The organism is Asticcacaulis sp., assembly GCF_027484505.1.
GTDB lineage: Bacteria > Pseudomonadota > Alphaproteobacteria > Caulobacterales > Caulobacteraceae > Asticcacaulis.
The window spans coordinates 1-18,317 of sequence record NZ_JAIXSV010000071.1 but is presented as its reverse complement, the minus strand read 5'-3'; the positions used below and the strand labels follow the sequence as shown (position 1 = coordinate 18,317).

Below are 18,317 nucleotides of genomic sequence, written 5' to 3'. Positions count from 1 at the left end.
CCTGTAAGCCCATGATATATTGAAAATTATTCACAATCACCAGAAGCATTGGGCGATTTAAAGGTCGCAAACCCCGCAGAGTCTTCACAGGGCTCACTGCGCCAGATCGCCGTTTGCCTTTTTCTCTTTGCCCGGCACCCAGAGTTCCGGCGTCCCCGGTTTCATCTCAACACGGGTTTTGCGACCCGCCTTATCCTTTTGGAGGGCGAAGGCGTCATAAAGCACACCATTGGCGGTGTAGGCCTTATAGGTCAGTCGATCGCCTTCGACGCTCAGCAACTGGAACAACTGTGTGCGCGACGCCTTGCGGTCAGCCCAGGTGAGATCGGAGACGGCATACATCTTAGGGCCCGCGACGGAAACGACATAGATGGTGGCGTCGTCGTCCGGGCGCGTTTCGCCATTGGGCGTCGGGGCGGCGCCTCTGGCGTAGCCGTGATCGTGCCCCTGCAGCAGGAGATCGACCTTATACTTGTCAATCAGGGGCTTGAGCGCTTCGCGCACCCGCGGGTTATCGCGGTCTGGTTCTGACGAATAGAGCGGGAAGTGCAGGCTGATTATGGTCCAGCGGTTCGGATTGTGCGCCAGAATATTGTCCAGCCATGCCACCTGCGCCGCGCGTTCGGCCTCATCGCCATGCAGAAGCGGGGCATCGACTGAGATAAGGCGTACCCCTTGATAATCAACGTAGAAGGCGGTTTCCTTCAGCTTAGCGCGGCCTTCGGGGCCGTTTTCGGGCAGGGTATATTGCGCCCGCCACTGCGGCGACAGGCGCGCGCCTGTGTCGTCAACGGGGCGACCATATTCGTGGTTGCCCGGCGTCATGATCGAAGGCGTCTGGGCGTGGATAAAGCCGCCGGCGGCGAACCATTCGCCCCACTCCTTGTCGGCGCTGTGGCGATTGATCAGGTCACCGGCGTGCAGCATAAAGGCCGCCTTGCCATCTTCGCGCAGCGCTTCCCGCAGGACGCGCGACCAGTGCTCCAGCACATTGTTCTGGGCGTCGCCCAGATAGATGAAGCTGAACTTTTCACCCGGTTTTCCAGCGGTTGAAAACTGGAACCATTCCGACCAGTGCGTGCCATCGCCAACGCGATAGACGTAGCGCGTCGAAGGCTTCAGCCCTTTGAGAACAATGGAATTATAAGTGGCCTGAAACCCCGCCTGTTCCTGCACATCAAGGGTCAGGGTCTCGCTTTGGGCCGCGACCTCGGTGGTGCGGGTCACGAAGTCAGGGCCCGCTTCGGAAACGGCATATTGCACCCTGCCCGGCGCGCTGTTGGCCGCCTGACGCCAGGTGATGGCCATTTCATGCTGCGGGTCTGCCGTCAGGTTGAGAATGATACGCTCAGGCTGAACAGTTGCCTGGGCGAGCGGTTCAAGCACAGGGACCTGTGCGGAGGCCACGGCCACCAGAGCCAGCCACGACACAGCCGCAATCAAAGGCAATCGCATGGGTTTTCCTTGAGATAACAGGCAGACCTCTCCCCCGGAGAGGTCTGCGGGTTTCCGGTTCAGTAGAGCCAGTTGAAGCTGAGCGAGACGGTACGGCCATTCTTGACGAAGGCGCGCGAAGACGCCTCGGTCGGACCGTAGGACAGCCAGTAGGTATGTTCGTCGAACATGTTCTGGACGTTGAGGCTCAGCTTGGCGTTCTTCGTGATGTCCTTGCGCAGGTTCAGGTCCACGAAGGTATAGTCCTGCTGGTAGGGGTTGTTGCCGAAATCCTGAATGCCATCGAGCATTTCCGACTGATGGTTGACGGCCAGATAGGCCTCCCAGCCGTATTTTTCATAGAACATCTCCAGATTATAGACCCGCTCCGGCGTCTCCATCAGCGGCAGCTTGTAGCCATCGGGGTGCCAGTTGATGCCGGTCACCGCCTCAGAGGTCTGGAAGGTGCCGTTAAACGCCACGCCCAGACCATCGAAAGGCGACGGCAGCCAGTAAAAGACCTGACGGGCGCTCAGTTCCACGCCCTGCACCCTGGCCTTCTTGCCATTATTGGCCATGGTGATCAGGACGCCGTTCGGGTCTTCGTTTTCGCCGGCCGTGCCGTTACGGATATTGGACGAGGACGAGCGGAACAGGAAGTTGCGGATATCCTTATAATAGGTCGCCACCGAATAGGCACCGGTCTTGCCGTTATACCATTCCAGCGACAGGTCGAAGTTCGTCGCCTTCATTGGTTTCAGATCGGGATTGCCCTTTTCTATGGCCACCAGCAGCCACTCGGCGACGGGGTTCTGCTTGCCGTTGCCGTCCGGATCGGTGTTGTAGCTGTATTCTTCGGCGGAACTCATGCGGGCGATGTCCGGACGTGCAAAGCTGGTCCAGATGGCGCCGCGCAAAATGACATCGGGGCGCACGCGGTAATTGGCGTGGATCGACGGCAGGACGTTGGTGAATTCGCTTTCGGTGGCCGAATACTGGTTGCCGCGTTTCGGGTCCATCATCCACGCGCGGACGAGGTTCTCGGTCTTTTCTACACGCACCCCACTGATCAGGTTCAGCTTGCCAAACTGGGCCTCCGCCATGGCGTAGGCGGCGGTGACCTTTTCATCAAAGCCAAAGCTGTCTTCGTCTGAGATGGTCGCCTCATCCGGGGTCAGGGCATCACCTTTGAAAAAGGTCGAGGTGCCCGCTGTGGCGCGACCCAGTTCGGCCAGCATCTTGTCATCGTCCAGCACGATGCCGAGGCGATAATCCCCGCTGTACTGTCCATCGAACAGGCTATCGACCGGCTTGCCGTAGAAGGCGACAAAATCCGCCAGAGTCCCATCATTGTCGAGGTTGAGGAAAGAGCCTTCGAACTTGGTACGCTCGGACTTGTAGATCTTGGCCCCGCCCTTCACGGTACGCAGATAGGGGTGATCGAATTCATAGGTCAGGTTGATCTGCGCCTGTTTCAGGTCTTCCTTGACCGAAGACACCCCGGCTTCCAACCCGGAAAAGGCGTAGTTGGACGGGTCCTGCACCGCCTTCAGGCCGGCGGCATTGAGCCCCCATTTCGGATAGCGCGAATCCGCGCTGTTATCGACGCTGACCCCGTTATTGCCGAGCCAGTGATACATGTCTGAACGGAATTCCAGTTCGTACTCACCATCGGCCTGATCCTCCGATTGCGAGGTGGAAAGGTCATAATCGAGGGTGAGCTTGCCAAAACGGCTCTTGCCGCCGAAATTCAACGACGACAGCAGGCCGGTGGAATAGCTGCCTTCCCAGAAGCGGCGCAGGCGGAAGCCCTGCGGGTCCCACACGCCAGACGCACCGTCGAGCGAATAGAGCGACTTGGTGGACTTGTCCTTGTCAGTGATTACGCCGTCCTTGTCGCGATCCACGATCTGCGCCGTCGTATAGCCATAGATGTTACCGCGGCTGTCCGAGCCAATGATCATCTGGTCCGGCGTTTTCAGCGTCTTGTCCGCTTTATTGACCTGAGACAGGCGCGTCGAGAATTTGGCCGTATCATTGCGGAAATTCAGCCGTGTGGAAAATTCCTTTTCCTTATATTCGTTATAGGTGCCACGCAGGTGGAAGTCATGGTCTGTTCCGCGCCAGTCGAGTGAGGAATTGATGCCCTTGCGCTCGATTTCGGTATGCCCGGTGGCAATCTGCATACCGCGGAAGACGAAGTCATTGAGGTTGGCGTCCAGCGTCTCCGAGTTCGAATACCAGGTGCGCGGCTGCGAGTCGCCATCGCCGCCATTCTCCTCGAACTGCGTCTTGCGCTTGGCGTAGGAGGCGGTAACAAACAGGCCCAGACGGTCAGAGAACTGACGCCCGAAAGAGACGGCGGCCTTGCCTGAGATCGGGTTTTCGAACTTGTCCATCACCGCACCCTGCACCGACAGACCGAAGAACAGGGGCTTCACATTGAAAGCCGTAGGGGTGTCGATTTCCACCGTGCCACCCAGCGCATCGCCGTCCATGTTCGGCATAATGGTCTTGTGCACCGTGATGCCCGCAATGCCTTCGGGCGGCAGGAAGCTGAGACGGACGCCGCGATAGAACTGCGCATCGCGCGACCCGGCCCCCGACATCTTGACGCCGTTCATGGTGTAGTTGTTCAGTTCGGTCGAAAGGCCACGCACCGTGATGCGGTCGCCTTCACCAGTACGCGCGTCACGCACGGCATTAACCCCTGGCACCTTGGCAAGCGCTTCGGCGACGTTTTCAACCGGCAGACGGCCCATGTCATCGGCGCTGACGCGATCGGATACGTTCTTGTTGCGGCGCTTGTCTTCCAGCGAGTCGAGCATGGCTTTGCGATAGCCGCGCACCACGACGGTTTCGGGAGCTTCGTCGATAGCCGCGACCGGCGCAGGGGGCGCGACCGTCGAAGCGGCCTTGCGCAAAATGACCGAACCGTCGCGAATATCGGCGCTCAAACCGGTCCCGGCCAGCAGCGCGTCCAATGCGGCGCGCGGCGTCAGGGTCCCGGCGACGGCCCTGCCCGTCTTACCCTTCAGCAGCATCGGATCGGCCACGACCTGAAGGCCCGACTGACGCGAAAAATCATTGAGCGCGCCCGACAGGGCCTTCGCCTTGATGTTAAAGGTCTGCGCCGCCCGCGCAGCGGGCTGAGCCAGACCCTCAGCCGGCACCAGCGCGCCGAATACCCCCAAAGCCATCACCGACAGGCCGCAGATCAGTTTCAGTTTCGTCTTCACCTTATCTCTCCACTCACGCGGCCCCCACGGCCCGCTTAAGGGAAAGATGCGAAGGACAGTCCCGGCCCGACAAATAATTATATGAATTAATTATGTATTTTAAGCGTCAATTTTATATCACCTATCCAGAAGGATCATGTCACCGGTACGTGTGACGCGGATGTCGTAGCCATTTTCGAGCGCCTTAAGGACCAGATCGGGGTCTGACAGGTGATAGCGCCCGGAGACGATTACCCGGCCTGTCGCGGCGTGGCGCAGGCGCACCGGCACCTTGGAGAAGCGGTTGATCTCTTCCACCAGACGGCTGAGCGGCACGGCGTCCGCCTCGAACCAGCCGGATCGCCAGTCGGGTTCCGCCGATGCATCGAAATGCGACAGCGGGGGTGTGCCCGCGGCGGTGAAGCGATCTCCGGCAAGCAGGTCGTGGGTCTGCCCCGCGTCACGGACGCGGACATGACCGCGATAGACCGAGACCTCCGCACCTTCGGGCAGAAGATCCGTGTTGAAGGCCGTTCCTACGACCTCGATCTCGGTCTTGTGCGCAGCGATAACAAAGGGGCGGGCCACATCATGGGCCACGTCAAAATAGGCTTCACCGCGCAGCATCTCCACGACGCGACGCTTCGTCCCATAACGGATTTTCAACTCAGTGCCGCCGCTCAGTTCGATGCGCGTTCCGTCGGGTAACGGTGCGCTCAGGTGCTCACCGGGACCGGTGGTCAGCGCCATCAGATGCGCCGGTTCGGCCGATGGCGGTCTGAGGCTCCAAACGCCCCAACCGATCAGCCCGGTGACCAGCACCGCCGCTGCTGCCGCCGAGTAGGGCAGCCAAGGCCGCCCACTCTGAGCCCGCACCTGTGTCAGGGCCTTACCCAAGGCTGGGGCGTCATAGGCGGCCAGACAGTCGGCATAAAGGCCCGCGTGTTCCGGCGCAGCGCTCATCCACAGTTCAAACTGACGCTCGACATGCGGCGGCACATCCGGTTCGGACATGACGGCGACCCAGTATGCCGCCTGCATTTCAGGGGTTTCAGCGTCCGCTGCATGGATCATTGGTTCCCCTCCTCGTGTCGGGCCCGCCAGCGTTGCCGGGCCACCTGCAAATCCATCAGCGCTCTGGTAATGTGCTTTTCGACAGCCTTGGGATTAAGGCCCAAGGCGCGGCCTATCTCCTGACAGCTCTGGCCTTCAATCCGGCGGCGCATAAACACGTCACGTCGCAACGGCGGCATAGCGTTCAGGACCTGCATCAGGGCGCGGGTTTCAGCACGGTCTTCGACAACCCGATCTGGCAGGGGGTTGTTGCACGCCAGTTCACTGGCGGCCTCAAGGTCAGCCAGGGGCTTTTGCCGGCGGTAATGCTCACGCACCAGATTGCCAGCGATGCGAAAGGCCAGTGCGTGCATACTGATGACGATATTGGACTGCTGATACTCAATAGCCTTGAGCACGGTCTGCTGGGCGATGTCCTCGGCAAGGTCACGATGGCGCGTAAGGCTTAGCGCGTAGCGCGCCACCGCCTGCCGCAAATCTGCCCAGTCTTCGGCCATAGGGTGAGTGCACCGGGCCGCAGACATGCGGGACCGCCTCCAGAGTATCGTCAAGGCGCACCTCTTAACCGCCGTTTATGACAGGTTTTTCTCCGTCGGCGCACAAGCACCAACAAAGAGAGATGCACCGGTTGCGCAAAACCCGACACTTCGCCGGGATTTTAACGGTGGCCGCGCAAGGTCGCACCTGTGTGTCCGAACATCTAAAAAGCCTTCGGGAGGCTGTACTCCACCCCGAAAGCTGGCCCTCCGGTGTCCGCCTACGCCTGGCAGTCGGGGGAACAAGGTCGAGGGTGCAGAGTTGACGCCCTTTCAAATTCATTGCCAAATACCTTCAGGGCTCGACAAGGCCCGGTTTGGGGCCGTTTGCATTGACGTGGTTGCGTGACATAGATCGTTGGTTTTGTGAGGAAATTTCTCCTCACGAACATCAATACATGTCGCTGGCTGTGCGTCTGACCGGAACAATCGACAATGCCCGTGATCTGGTGCACGACGCCTATGCGCAGGTTTTATCTCAGGAAAAATGGCGCCAGATCGCCAATCCGCGCGCCTATGTGATGCGCACCGTATACAATCTGGGCATCAACGGCATTCGGCGCTCGCGTGTGGTGTCCATGCAACAACTGGCTGAAGCGGACGCGATTACCCAGATGGACGTGTCACCCGACGCTTTTGAAACGGTCTCTGACCGCGAAGAACTGAGTCGCGTGCTTGACGCGGTGCAACAACTGCCCGCGCAATGCCGAAAAGTGGTGGTGATGCGCCGCATCGAAGACCTGCCACCGCGCGAGGTAGCCCGCCGGCTGGGCTTAAGCCTCTCGACCGTGGAAAAGCACCTGGCGCGAGGCCTTGTGCTGCTGGCCGACAGTCTTGACGGTGCAGACGAGGCGTCATCGCCGTTGAAAACCACGCGTTCGAAGCGAATGACGCCTTTCCAAGCGCTGCAATCCCGATTATTAAAACGCTAATAACAGTACAGGGGAACCGGCGTGACATCCGGCGAGACTTCGCGGCAGGAGATCATGGAAACCGCCAGCCTGTGGCAGGCGCGTCTGGATTCCGGTACCGCTGACAGGGATGAGTTTGAAGCTTGGCGCGCTGCTGATCCCCGCCATGCCGCCGCGTTTGCCCGTTTGTCGGGCATACTCATCCAGATTGATCGCGCCAAAAAAGCCCATCCGCAGCGCCGTCGAGATACCATTACCGCAGCCCACACCCGACGCCGGTTTCTGGCCGCCGGTGGCGGGCTCGCAGCCGCGGGTATTGCCGGGGCCATCTTCCTGCCCTCACTGGCACGCGCCCGCGTGCACACAGGTATCGGTGACAGACAACGTCTAAGCCCGGTCAACGGATTGAGTCTCGATGTAAATACCGACTCCCGCGTTTCGTGGGACATCGGCCCCTCGTGTCAGGTTTGGCTTGAACGTGGTGAACTGGCGATCAGCGTTGCCAAGGGCGCGCCCCCGTGCCACCTGAACGGGGGCAAGGGCCGCTTGACGCTGATCGAAGGGACACTCAATGCCCGACTGCGCGGTGAAGCGCTGGACCTGATGGTGATTGAGGGCGCCTGCACACTTATCCCTGAGCGTACGGCAATTTTCAGCGATAACGGCACCAGCGCGCCCGGCAAGGCCCTGACCCTTACCGCCGGTCACGCCCTGATGGCCACCGGCTCGGCGACGCGCATGCGCAAGGTCAATGACGGCGATATTGAGTTCACCGCCGGCTGGCGTCAGGGGGAACTGATACTCGACGGACAGACGCTGGGCACGGCGGTTGACGAATATAACCGCTACCTGACGCGTCATATCATCATCGCCGATCCGCAACTGGCCTCTCTGCGGCTGGGCGGGCGGTTTGATACCCGCAACCCGGATGATTTTCTGTCCGCCCTGAGCGCCGGATTTGGCATTCACGCGGTAAAAGACGCCAACGGCGCGATCATTTTAACAAAATAATATATTTTTAAATCAATGCGTTAGCAGGAATGTGAAGTTTTTGCGGCGCAGCGATAGCGGTTTTTGCGCTGCTAAATGTCTATTCCATGACACCGCACTTCCGGGCGGGTCGTCTTACGGCGCCTGACGCGCCTCCTGGGGATAGGACTTACATGCTGAAACATTCTTTAAAGCGCGGCAGCTCGATGGCCGTGCTGGCTCTGGGCCTGAGCCTGCTGACCTGCGGCCTCTCCGCTGCCGCTTCTGCCGAAGAACGCGCACCGGTCATCGCCTTTAACATCCCGGCTCAGAACGCCGCCAAGGCCCTGAACGACTTTGCCCGTCAGGCCCATATTCAGCTCCTCTTCCCCTATGATGCCGCCGCTAGGGTGCAGGCAGCCCCACTCAAGGGCAACTTCACCCGTCAGGAGGCCCTGAACCGCCTTCTGGCACAGACCAACTTCGAAGTGGCGCAGTCCAGCGACACGACGATCACCCTGCGTGAAAAAGGTGACGGCGCGGAGGCTTTGTCGGCCCGCCCCCAGTCCAGTGAGGACGTGCAGGAGGTCGTGATCACCGGTTCGCGCCTGCGACGTCCGTCCTTCGAAAGCCCCATTCCGCTGCTTATCTTAGATAATAGCGAACTGGCCGAAGAGGGCTTCATGGATATTGCCGAAGCCCTGACGGATGTCCCTGGCATTGATCAGGCGGCCAGTCTGTCGAACGGACAATCCTCGACCCAGACCAACGGCATCTCGACCATCTCGTTGCGCGGCATGGGTTCCAACCGCACCCTGACCCTGATCGACGGACACCGCACCGTATCCAATGTTGGTAACAGCAATACGGTGTCGCTTTCCACCATCCCCGCCGCCTTCGTTGACCGGATCGAAGTGACGACAGGCGGTGCCTCCGCCGTCTATGGTTCCGACGCCATCGCCGGCGTTGTGAACATCCGCACCCTCTCGAAATTCGACGGGGTGCGCGTTCTCGCCGAAAAGGGCCTGACCGAGGAAGGTGGCGGCGGATCAAGCGAGTTTGCCATCCTAGCCGGTAAGTCTCTGTTCAATAACCGCCTGCAACTGATGTTCGGGGCCAATCACGAAGAACAGGATATTCTGCGCGCGTCCGACCGCGACTGGGCACTGGTCAATCTGACCTATTCGCAATCGACCAACCTCCTGACCGGCCCGGACGTGTCGAGCTATACCTTTGGGGGCCGTTTCCAGACCTCGACCAGTTCAACCGCGACAAAATACTATTTCGACGAAACGAGCGGTGCGGCCTACAAGACGGGCTTTGTCACCGCGACCAACGGCGTGGACCTGCGTCCCGAAGGCACGCTGATTACGCCGCGCGTCAGCGACAATGTGGCGCTGAAGGCCACCTATGATTTCGGCAACGACCTGATCGTCAAAGGGCAGCTCTTCTATTCGTCGATCGACACCGCCGGTACGCGCTATACGCCCAGCGCCTATTACAATACCACCTACGGCGTGAATGACGAATTTACGGTCGGCCGCATGAACAAGGCCAACCCCTATCTGGCGCTTTATCCGGCGCTTCAGACCGCCACGCCGACCGCCGGTCTTTACTGGTATCGCCGCTTCGGTGAAGTGGGCACTATGACCATCAACAATACCCGCGAAACGCTGCGCGGCATGTTCAGTATCGAAGGCAAGGCCTTTGGCGGCAACTGGGACTGGGACCTCGGCTATTCGTTCGGCACCTTCGAACAGGACCAGTACCGCTCGAACGGGCTGAACTATGAAAACCTGTCGAACGCCATGAAGGCGACGAAGGTGGACGGCCAGATCGTGTGTCTCGATGTCGCCGCACGTGCCAAGGGCTGCGTGCCGGTCAATCCGTTCGGCATCGGCTCGATCAGCAAGGAAGCGGCCGACTATATCCGCGCCAATGCCTGGTATAATGCCAAGAACGAGCAGGAATCTCTGACCGGCAACCTCACCGGCACCCTGTTCGAGATGCCCGCTGGCCCGGTCGAAGCGGCTCTCGGTTTCGAAATCCGCCGTGACTGGACGCGCACCCAGACCGATGACCAGACCGAGCGTGGCGTCACCAGCTACGCCTATATTCCGCGCTACGAAGGTGAGGTGAAGGCCAGCGAAGCCTATGCCGAAATCGCCTTCCCGCTGTTGAAAGAGGCACCCTTTGCCTACAGCCTGAGCGTGGACGCCGCCGTGCGCGCCGCCAAATATGATCTCGATGGCGTCGATAATACGCTCAGCTATCGCGCCGGTGCCCAGTGGGCGCCGGTCAAGGGCCTGAACTTCCGCACCACCTGGGCCCGCGCACAACGCGCCCCGAATATCTCGGAACTGTATTCGCCGCCGCGCGACGATTACGAAACCGTGGTCGATCCGTGCTCCGGCGTCACCGCCACCACGACCGGCACGGTTGCCCAGAACTGCCGCTCAGTGGCGGGTATCGCCGCGACGATCGCCGCGGATGGGGTCTTCAGGCAGGACAGTAGCAGCATCAACACGCCGAACGCCGGCAATCTTCAGGTCCATGAAGAAACCGCCGACACCCTGACGGCCGGGCTGGTGTTCAGCCCGTCTTTCCTGCCACGCTTCCAGGCCAGCATCGACTATTACGATATCAAGGTCGAAGGCGTCATCGCTTCCCTGCAGACCCCGACCATTCTCGGTTCGTGCTATTCGGACGCCAGCGGAACCTCCAACCGGTTCTGCGACTTCGTGTCACGCGACTCCGAAGGCCAGTTGACCCGCATCATCAATAAGGTCGATAACCTTGACGAAATGCGCGCACGGGGCGTGGATGTCGCCGTGGCCTACCGCTTTGATCTGAAGTCGTTGAAGGTGCCGGGCCGTTTCGACGCCCGCCTCAACTACAACCGCCGCCTTGAGCTTCAGGAAAGCTATCAGGGTCTGAACGGCATTGAGGTGGATGACTGGGTGGGTGAAGTCGGCGGGGCTGAGCACGAGGCGCGCGGCAGTCTGGCGTGGACCAACAAGGGCCTGATGTTAAAATGGTCGACACGCTATATCGGCGAAGTCGTCGATTCAAACGAACGTCTCGCGGCGGTTCAGGCCGCCGGTACCGTCAATCCGCTGTTCCTATACCTTGACAGCTATACCCGTCACGACTTCAGCTTCAGCTATAAGCCAAAGACCAACACGGCTTTGAAAATCTTCGGTTCGGTACGCAATGTCCTTGACGAGCGTGGCCCTTATCTGCCGTCCGGTACGGATTCGGGCAACGATTTCAATTACTCGTCGGTTTACGCCGTACCTGGACGGTCGTTCAACATCGGCTTGCAGGTCGAATTCTGATCTCTCCGGCCTCACCTCAGCCTCCGTGGAAACACGGAGGCTTTTTTGCGCCTCTAACGCTGGGTCTGTCCCGGCGAAGGAACTGGTTATGTCCGTAAAACCTTCTCTGTGTTTCGCCCTCCTCCTGTCAGCCGTGTCTCTGGCCTCGACCGCGCCCCTTTCTGCGGCCATAGCGGCCCCTGCTGCGCTTTCGACGGAGCCCCGACCTATGACGGCGGTCGATCTCCTCAGTCTGCAACGCGCCAGTGCCCCACACCTGTCCCCTGATGGCCAGACCCTGCTCTACAGCGTCAGCACCGCCGACTGGAAACAGAATAAGATGGTCCTGTCGCTGTGGCGCGCCAATGCCGACGGCAGCGACGCCCGCCTGATGATCGAAGACGGCGGCTCGGACCCCAGTTTTGCACCGGATGGCCGCCGCTTTGCCTTCGTCGCCCGGCGCGGGGACGACAAGGCCTCGCAAATCTACGTCATGTCCATCGACGGCGGCGAAGCCCGACGCCTGAGCGACAGCCCGAAAAACGTCAGTACGCTCAAATGGTCAGCCGACGGACGCTTCATCTATTTTCTCGCCCAGACGCCGGAGTCCAAAGCCGAGAAGAAGCGTATCACCGAAAAGGACGATATGTTCGCCTTTGAACAGCCACGCTCACGCAACGTCCTGCGTCGCGCCGATGCCGTGAGCGGCCGGCTGCATACGGTGATTTCCGGAGACTTCGACGTCAAATCCTATGATGTCGCCGGCGATGGCGAAACCATTGCCTACATCCGCGCGCCCTCGCGTTTGCTGGATGACGGGCAGTTTGGCGAAATCTGGCTGCACACGCCCAAAGGCGCTGATCGTCGCCTGACGGACAATGACTATGCCGAGAAAGGCCTGAGGCTGGCGCCGGACGCGAGCCGCCTGCTGTTTGTCGCCACCGCCAAAGACCGTCGCTATGCCACGGTCAATGCCAATCTTTTCGTCATGGATATCGCCTCAAAGACACTTACTGAACTGGGTACCCGCGTCCAGAATGAACCGACCTGGGAAATCGAGGATGCGACTTTTTCACCCGATGGCCGCACCGTCTATTTCAACGCCAATGAAGGCGTGCGCACGACGCTGAACCGTGTCCCGGTAAAGGGTGGCAACTGGACGACACTGGTCACCGGCGATAGTGTGGTTTCCGATTTCGACGTTGCAGCCCACAGCGGACGCCTTGTCTACACCCTTTCTTCGGCTACGCAGCCCGCCGAAATCTACGCCCTCGATGCCGCCGCGCCGAAACCGCTGCAGATCACGCACCTCAATGACGACCTGAGCCGCCGCTTCCGTCTGCCGAAGCAGGAAGCCCTGCAATGGACCGCGCCCGACGGGCAGGTACTGGAGGGACTGGTCACCTATCCACTCGATTACGTGGTGGGCAAGGCCTACCCCTTGATCGTACAAAGCCACGGCGGCCCGCGCAGCGTCGATCAGTTCAACATCTTCAGCTATGGCCGCCTCAATCCACTGCTGGCAGCGCGCGGTGTGATGACCCTGAGCGTCAATTACCGGGGGGGTACCGCCTATGGCGACACCTTCCTGCAGGGCATGAATGGGGGGTACTTCAAATATGCCGACAAGGACGTACTGTCCGGTGTGGATGAACTGATCAAACGCGGCATGGCCGATCCGCAGCGGCTGGGAGCTATGGGCTGGAGCGCGGGCGGTCATATGACCAACCGCCTGATCACCACCACCACCCGCTTCAAGGCCGCGGCCTCAGGCGCGGGTACCGTAGACTGGACGTCGATGTACCTGACGTCCGACACCCGCTGGCAGCGCCAGGAATGGTTCATCACCCCGCCCTATGGCACAACGGCCAGACGCGACCTTTATGAAGAATATTCCGCCCTGTCGCGGCTCGACAAGGTCACAACCCCGACCCTGATCATGGCCGGAGCGGAAGACGACCGCGTACCTCCTACCCAGTCCATCATGCTCTACCGTGCCCTAAAGACGCTGGGTGTCGAAACCGAGCTTTATCTGGCTCCGCGCGAACCGCACAATTTCGCAGAACTGCGCCACCGCCTGTTTCAGGTGAACAAGCATATGGACTGGTTCCTCAGCCACCTGACCGGCGAGACCTATGACTGGAGCAAGGCCCCGGACGGCAAATCCGACGAGGACGACAGGGCGCAAGAGACCCGGCCGGACGGGCAAGCCGGGGATGATCAGGGATGGTGACCCGCGTCAAAGTGGCTGGAGCGCTTTCCAAAACGGAGTTGCGCGAAGCCAAAACTGTGACGCCCTTTTCGGGAAAAAAGCGCGCTAATTCAGAAGTTAGCCCGCTTTCAGCAGGCCCTGAATGCTGGTTTTCATGCGCTCGGCATGGCCGGACAGACCGGAAGCGGTTTCCTGCACGCTGGAGGCCAGGGTGCCCGTTTCCGTGGCCGAATGCGAGACATTGCCGATATTGCTCGACATCTGCTGGGTGGTGGCCGCCTGCTCTTCCATCGCGCCAGCCATGGAGGTCGTCAGGCCCGACAGTTCGGCCACGGCGTTGGAGATTTCCTCAACCGACTTTACCGCCTCGTGGCTCGACGTCTGAATGGCCAGCACCTGCTGGGTGATCTCGTCGGTGGCCTTGCTGGTCTGTGAGGCCAGCGCCTTGACTTCGGAGGCCACGACGGCGAACCCCCGGCCCGCCTCGCCCGCGCGCGCTGCTTCGATGGTGGCATTGAGCGCCAGCAGATTGGTCTGGGCGGCAATGTCCTTGATCAGGGCCACCACCGAATCCACCTGGCTGGCATTGTCGGCCAGCGCTTTGACGCGATCATCCATCGACTGCGCCTGAGAGGCGATTTCCGACGCGCGGTCAGACACCCGCGTCACCTGCGTCACGATTTCATGGATGGCGCTCGACATCTGCTCCGCACCGGCCGCCGCCGACGCGGCCTGCTGGCTGGCGTTTTCGGCGGCGTCACGCAGGCCCTGAGAGGAGTCGCTCATCGACATGGACGAGGCCAGAAGGGCATCGGCCACGCTGGAGACTTCGCTGGCGACCGTTTCCTGCGCCGTAATCACCGCCCAGGTCAGCATGGGGCCGATATAGGCGCCGAAGGAGTCCTTGATGGCTGTGATCTGAAGACGCAGCACTTCCGGGCCGATCTTGATCTTGGTCGAAAAGGGCAGCATGGCGTCGGTGGTCAGCATACGCCGCTGATGTTCCGGATTTTTATGGAACACATCGACGGACGAGCCCAGCATCTGATCGACCTTGATCGGCAGGAACTGTTCGATGGATTTGAGCGTCTTTTTGGAGGTTTCGTTGAGATAGTTGATCTTGAAGTCGTTTTTGGGATCGACCGTCATGACCGCGACGGGCATGCCGTCGATCATGGTCAGAAGGCGCGTCACTTCGTTTTTCTTGTCGGTAATGTCGAAGGCGAATTTCGTCACTGAGGCCACGCGCCCGCTGTCGTCAAAGACGGGGCAATAGCTGGCCTCCAGCCACACCTGACGCCCGGCTTTGTTGAGGCGCTTGAACTCCCCCTTTTGCGGCTTGCCGGCGCGCAAAGCCTCCCAGAACTGACGGTAATCCGATGACTGCGCGTAGTCCGCTTCGATGAACATGCGGTGATGCTGTCCCGCGACCTCAGCCAACGAATAGCCGACGACAGACAGAAAGCTCTCATTGGCGCGGATAATGCTGCCGTCGGGCTTGAACTCGATAACCGCCATGGAGGTTTCCACGGCTTTCAGGATGTTTCCCGCTGTGACGCCGTTGCCCCGACTGGAGATTTTGTTGGTTTTATTGAAAAGCACGGCCGACCCTCCCGTCGCCACTGTATGTACGCACTTTTCCCAGAGTGTCGCCGAGTCGTTAACGAGGGAATAACATTGTTACAATTTTAGGTATAAGTATGCGCTGCTCATGCCACACTGGTTCACCGGTCAGCGGAAAACTCACATTTTTACGCAAAAAAAAGCGGCCCCGTTTCCGGAGCCGCTTTTTCAATGCTCAGTCCCTATCAGCCAGACTTAAGCTGCGCCGCCACCACGCTTTTCAGCGTAGATCAGCAGGGGCTGGGCGCGTTCTTCGACCACCTCGGCATTGATCACCACCTCTTCGACGCCCTGCATGTTGGGCAGTTCGTACATGGTGTCGAGCAGGATGCCTTCGAGGATCGAGCGCAGGCCGCGCGCGCCGGTCTTGCGCACAATGGCCTTCTTGGCGACGGCAAACAGGGCCTCGTCCGTAAAGGTCAAGGTGACGTTTTCCATCTCGAACAGGCGGGCATACTGCTTGACCAGCGCGTTTTTCGGCTCGGTCAGAATCTTGACCAGAGTCGCTTCATCGAGGTCTTCCAGCGTCGCCAGAACCGGCAGACGGCCGATAAATTCCGGGATCAGGCCGAACTTCATCAGGTCATCAGGTTCGACCTGATGCAGGACTTCGCCCAGACGACGTTCTTCCGGGTCCTTAACCGTGGCACCAAAGCCGATTGAGGTGCCCTTGCCACGGCCGGAAATGATCTTTTCCAGACCCGCAAAAGCCCCGCCGCAGATAAACAGGATGTTGGTCGTATCAACTTGCAGGAATTCCTGCTGCGGATGCTTGCGCCCGCCTTGCGGCGGCACGGAGGCGACGGTGCCTTCCATGATCTTGAGCAGGGCCTGCTGTACACCTTCGCCCGACACGTCTCGGGTAATGGAGGGGTTGTCAGACTTGCGCGAAATCTTGTCCACTTCGTCGATATAGACGATGCCGCGTTGGGCGCGTTCGACATTGTAATCGGCAGCCTGAAGCAGTTTCAGGATGATGTTTTCGACGTCTTCACCGACATAACCGGCTTCAGTCAGGGTGGTGGCGTCGGCCATGGTGAACGGCACGTCGATAATGCGGGCCAGGGTCTGCGCCAGCAGCGTCTTACCCGAACCGGTCGGCCCGATCAGCATGATGTTCGACTTGGCCAGTTCCACATCATTGCCCTTGGCGGCGTGGTTCAGGCGCTTGTAGTGATTGTGCACGGCGACCGACAGAACCTTCTTGGCCTGGTTCTGACCGATCACATAATCATCAAGGACTTCGCGGATTTCCTTCGGCGTGGGCACGCCGTCCTTGGACTTCACGAAGGCGATCTTGTGCTCTTCACGAATGATGTCCATGCACAGTTCGACGCATTCATCACAGATGAAAACGGTCGGACCGGCAATGAGTTTGCGCACCTCGTGCTGGCTCTTTCCGCAGAAGGAGCAGTAGAGGGTGCTCTTGCTGTCGCCACTGGCGGCTTTCGTCATAAGCGCTTCTCACCTTCGTTTGCGCCGGCCCTTTCCCTCTCCGGAGAAAAAGCCGAGGCACTATTCAACCGATACTATGCACCTTTGACCCTTAAGAAAAGGTCATTCCGGTACGATTTTGGGCCAGACCCACACCGCTTTGGCCATCTATGCACAGATTAGACCAGCCCTCAACCACCCCCGCACCGCAAGCTATGGTTAAGGGGCTTTTTTGCGAACCCTGTTGCCTATATGGGGAGAGGGAACCGGATTGTCAGCCATGCCCCTCCCCGTCCACGCCTTCGATTTCGACGGCACCCTGACCTATACAGACAGCTTTACCGCCTTTCTGGCGTGGCAATGCGGCCATGCCCGGCTGGCCCTCGCCTTTGTACGCCATCCCTATATGCTGACGGATTATTTACGCACCCGCGACCGGGGAGCGCTGAAATCGCATATGCTGTACCACCTGATGGGGCCGGTGCGCCGGGACGATCTACAAGCGCGCTTTACCGCCTTTGCCGAAGCGATGGGGGATCGCCTGTTCCGTCCGGACGCCCTGCACACCTGGGCCGAGGTGGGTCAGCACGCCGAAAGGGTAATCGTCACCGCCTCCCCTGAAATGCTTGTGGGGGAGTTCGGCAAAAAGCTGGGGGCTGAGCGCACGATCGGCACGCGGCTGGGGTTTGACGCCGATGACCGGCTAACGCTGCATCTGGACGGCCCCAACTGCCGCAGCGAAGAAAAGATGCGCCGTCTGCGTGAGGTCTATGGCGAGGCGCTGGACCTCGAAGCGGCCTATGGAGACACATCGGGCGACCATGAGATGCTCAAGGCCGCCCGGAGTGGTCACTACAGACTGTTTGTCAAAAAGCCTGTTTAGGCGTTGCTGATCGGATCGGTACGCTTTTCATAAACGTGATCAATAAGGCCGAACTCTTTCGCTTCGGCGGCCGTCATATAGCGGTCGCGGTCGAGCGTGCGCTCGATGACATCATAAGGCTGACCAGTGTGCTTGACGTAGATTTCGTTGAGCAGCTTCTTGGTCTTGCGGATGTCTTCGGCCTGGATTTCGATGTCCGAAGCCATACCGCGCGCCCCGCCGGACGGCTGGTGCACCATGATCTTGGAATTGGGCAGCGAGATACGCTGACCGGCTTCACCGGCTTGCAGGATCAGCGAGCCCGCCGAAGCGGCCATGCCCATACACACGGTGGTCACCGGCGATTTGATGTACTGCATGGTGTCGTAGATCGCCAGCGCAGAGGTCACCTGACCGCCGGGGCTGTTGATGTACATGGAGATTTCCTTCTTCGGGTTTTCCGACTCAAGGAACAGCAGCTGGGCGCAGATCGAGGTGGCCATGCCGTCTTCGAACGGGCCGGTAAGGAAGATGATGCGTTCCTTCAGCATCCGCGAATAGATGTCATAGGCGCGCTCACCGCGGCTCGATTGCTCGATGACCGTGGGGATCAGGTAGCTGGTCAGGTTTTCGACTGGATCGCGCATGGAAGTCCCTAAAGCGTTATGGGTTATGAGACCGCATCTAAGGCTGATTTGATTAACCGAAGGTGTGCGCAGTCCCCGTC

12 protein-coding genes are annotated in these 18,317 nt (G+C 59.8%); 5 read left to right on the top strand and 7 right to left on the bottom strand.

Features of this window, described 5'->3' with window-relative positions; translation table 11 throughout:
- Positions 1–93: 93 nt before the first annotated feature.
- The 4 genes from Q0072_RS04160 to Q0072_RS04145 form a co-directional block, all read right to left on the bottom strand.
- Positions 94–1,455, bottom strand: a complete 1,362-nt coding sequence (locus tag Q0072_RS04160; protein ID WP_298326156.1) for a metallophosphoesterase family protein — start codon at positions 1,453–1,455, stop codon at positions 94–96.
- A 59-nt stretch (positions 1,456–1,514) separates the two neighbouring features.
- The gene (locus Q0072_RS04155; protein ID WP_298326155.1) at positions 1,515–4,673 is read right to left on the bottom strand and encodes a TonB-dependent receptor; all 3,159 of its coding nucleotides are present in this window, start codon (positions 4,671–4,673) and stop codon (positions 1,515–1,517) included.
- Between the two features lie 117 nt (positions 4,674–4,790).
- The gene (locus Q0072_RS04150) at positions 4,791–5,726 is read right to left on the bottom strand and encodes a FecR domain-containing protein (protein WP_298326152.1); all 936 of its coding nucleotides are present in this window, start codon (positions 5,724–5,726) and stop codon (positions 4,791–4,793) included.
- Positions 5,723–6,250, bottom strand: coding sequence for an RNA polymerase sigma factor (locus tag Q0072_RS04145; protein WP_298326151.1), 528 nt, complete (start codon positions 6,248–6,250; stop codon positions 5,723–5,725). The genes Q0072_RS04150 and Q0072_RS04145 overlap by 4 nt, the downstream gene beginning before the upstream one ends.
- A 329-nt stretch (positions 6,251–6,579) precedes the next feature.
- On the opposite strand from Q0072_RS04145, the gene Q0072_RS04140 reads away from it, so the two are divergent.
- The 4 genes from Q0072_RS04140 (at position 6,580) to Q0072_RS04125 (ending at position 13,692) form a co-directional block, all read left to right on the top strand.
- Positions 6,580–7,194, top strand: a complete 615-nt coding sequence (locus Q0072_RS04140) for an RNA polymerase sigma factor (RefSeq protein ID WP_366941776.1) — start codon at positions 6,580–6,582, stop codon at positions 7,192–7,194.
- Positions 7,195–7,215: 21 nt separating this feature from the next.
- Positions 7,216–8,184, top strand: a complete 969-nt coding sequence (locus Q0072_RS04135; RefSeq protein WP_298326148.1) for a DUF4880 domain-containing protein — start codon at positions 7,216–7,218, stop codon at positions 8,182–8,184.
- A gap of 152 nt (positions 8,185–8,336) precedes the next feature.
- Entirely contained in the window at positions 8,337–11,480 is a 3,144-nt protein-coding gene (locus Q0072_RS04130) for a TonB-dependent receptor (protein ID WP_298326145.1), read from the top strand.
- Between the two features lie 88 nt (positions 11,481–11,568).
- A complete protein-coding gene (locus Q0072_RS04125; protein WP_298326141.1) occupies positions 11,569–13,692 on the top strand; it encodes a S9 family peptidase in 2,124 nt (707 codons plus the stop codon).
- 96 nt (positions 13,693–13,788) lie between these two features.
- Here Q0072_RS04125 and Q0072_RS04120 read toward each other — a convergent pair whose 3' ends face one another.
- Together Q0072_RS04120 and clpX are read right to left on the bottom strand one after the other, a co-directional pair.
- On the bottom strand, positions 13,789–15,273 hold the full coding sequence (locus Q0072_RS04120; RefSeq protein WP_298326138.1) for a PAS domain-containing methyl-accepting chemotaxis protein: 1,485 nt from the start codon (positions 15,271–15,273) through the stop codon (positions 13,789–13,791).
- A gap of 216 nt (positions 15,274–15,489) precedes the next feature.
- On the bottom strand, positions 15,490–16,749 hold the full coding sequence (clpX, locus tag Q0072_RS04115) for an ATP-dependent Clp protease ATP-binding subunit ClpX (RefSeq protein ID WP_298326135.1): 1,260 nt from the start codon (positions 16,747–16,749) through the stop codon (positions 15,490–15,492).
- Positions 16,750–17,008: 259 nt separating this feature from the next.
- Here clpX and Q0072_RS04110 point away from each other — a divergent pair, with 259 nt between their 5' ends.
- Positions 17,009–17,611: an HAD-IB family hydrolase gene (locus Q0072_RS04110; RefSeq protein WP_298326132.1), complete on the top strand. Its 603-nt coding sequence runs from the start codon at positions 17,009–17,011 to the stop codon at positions 17,609–17,611.
- Here Q0072_RS04110 and Q0072_RS04105 read toward each other — a convergent pair.
- Positions 17,608–18,237: an ATP-dependent Clp protease proteolytic subunit gene (locus tag Q0072_RS04105; RefSeq protein WP_298326131.1), complete on the bottom strand. Its 630-nt coding sequence runs from the start codon at positions 18,235–18,237 to the stop codon at positions 17,608–17,610. The genes Q0072_RS04110 and Q0072_RS04105 overlap by 4 nt on opposite strands.
- Positions 18,238–18,317 lie beyond the last annotated feature (80 nt).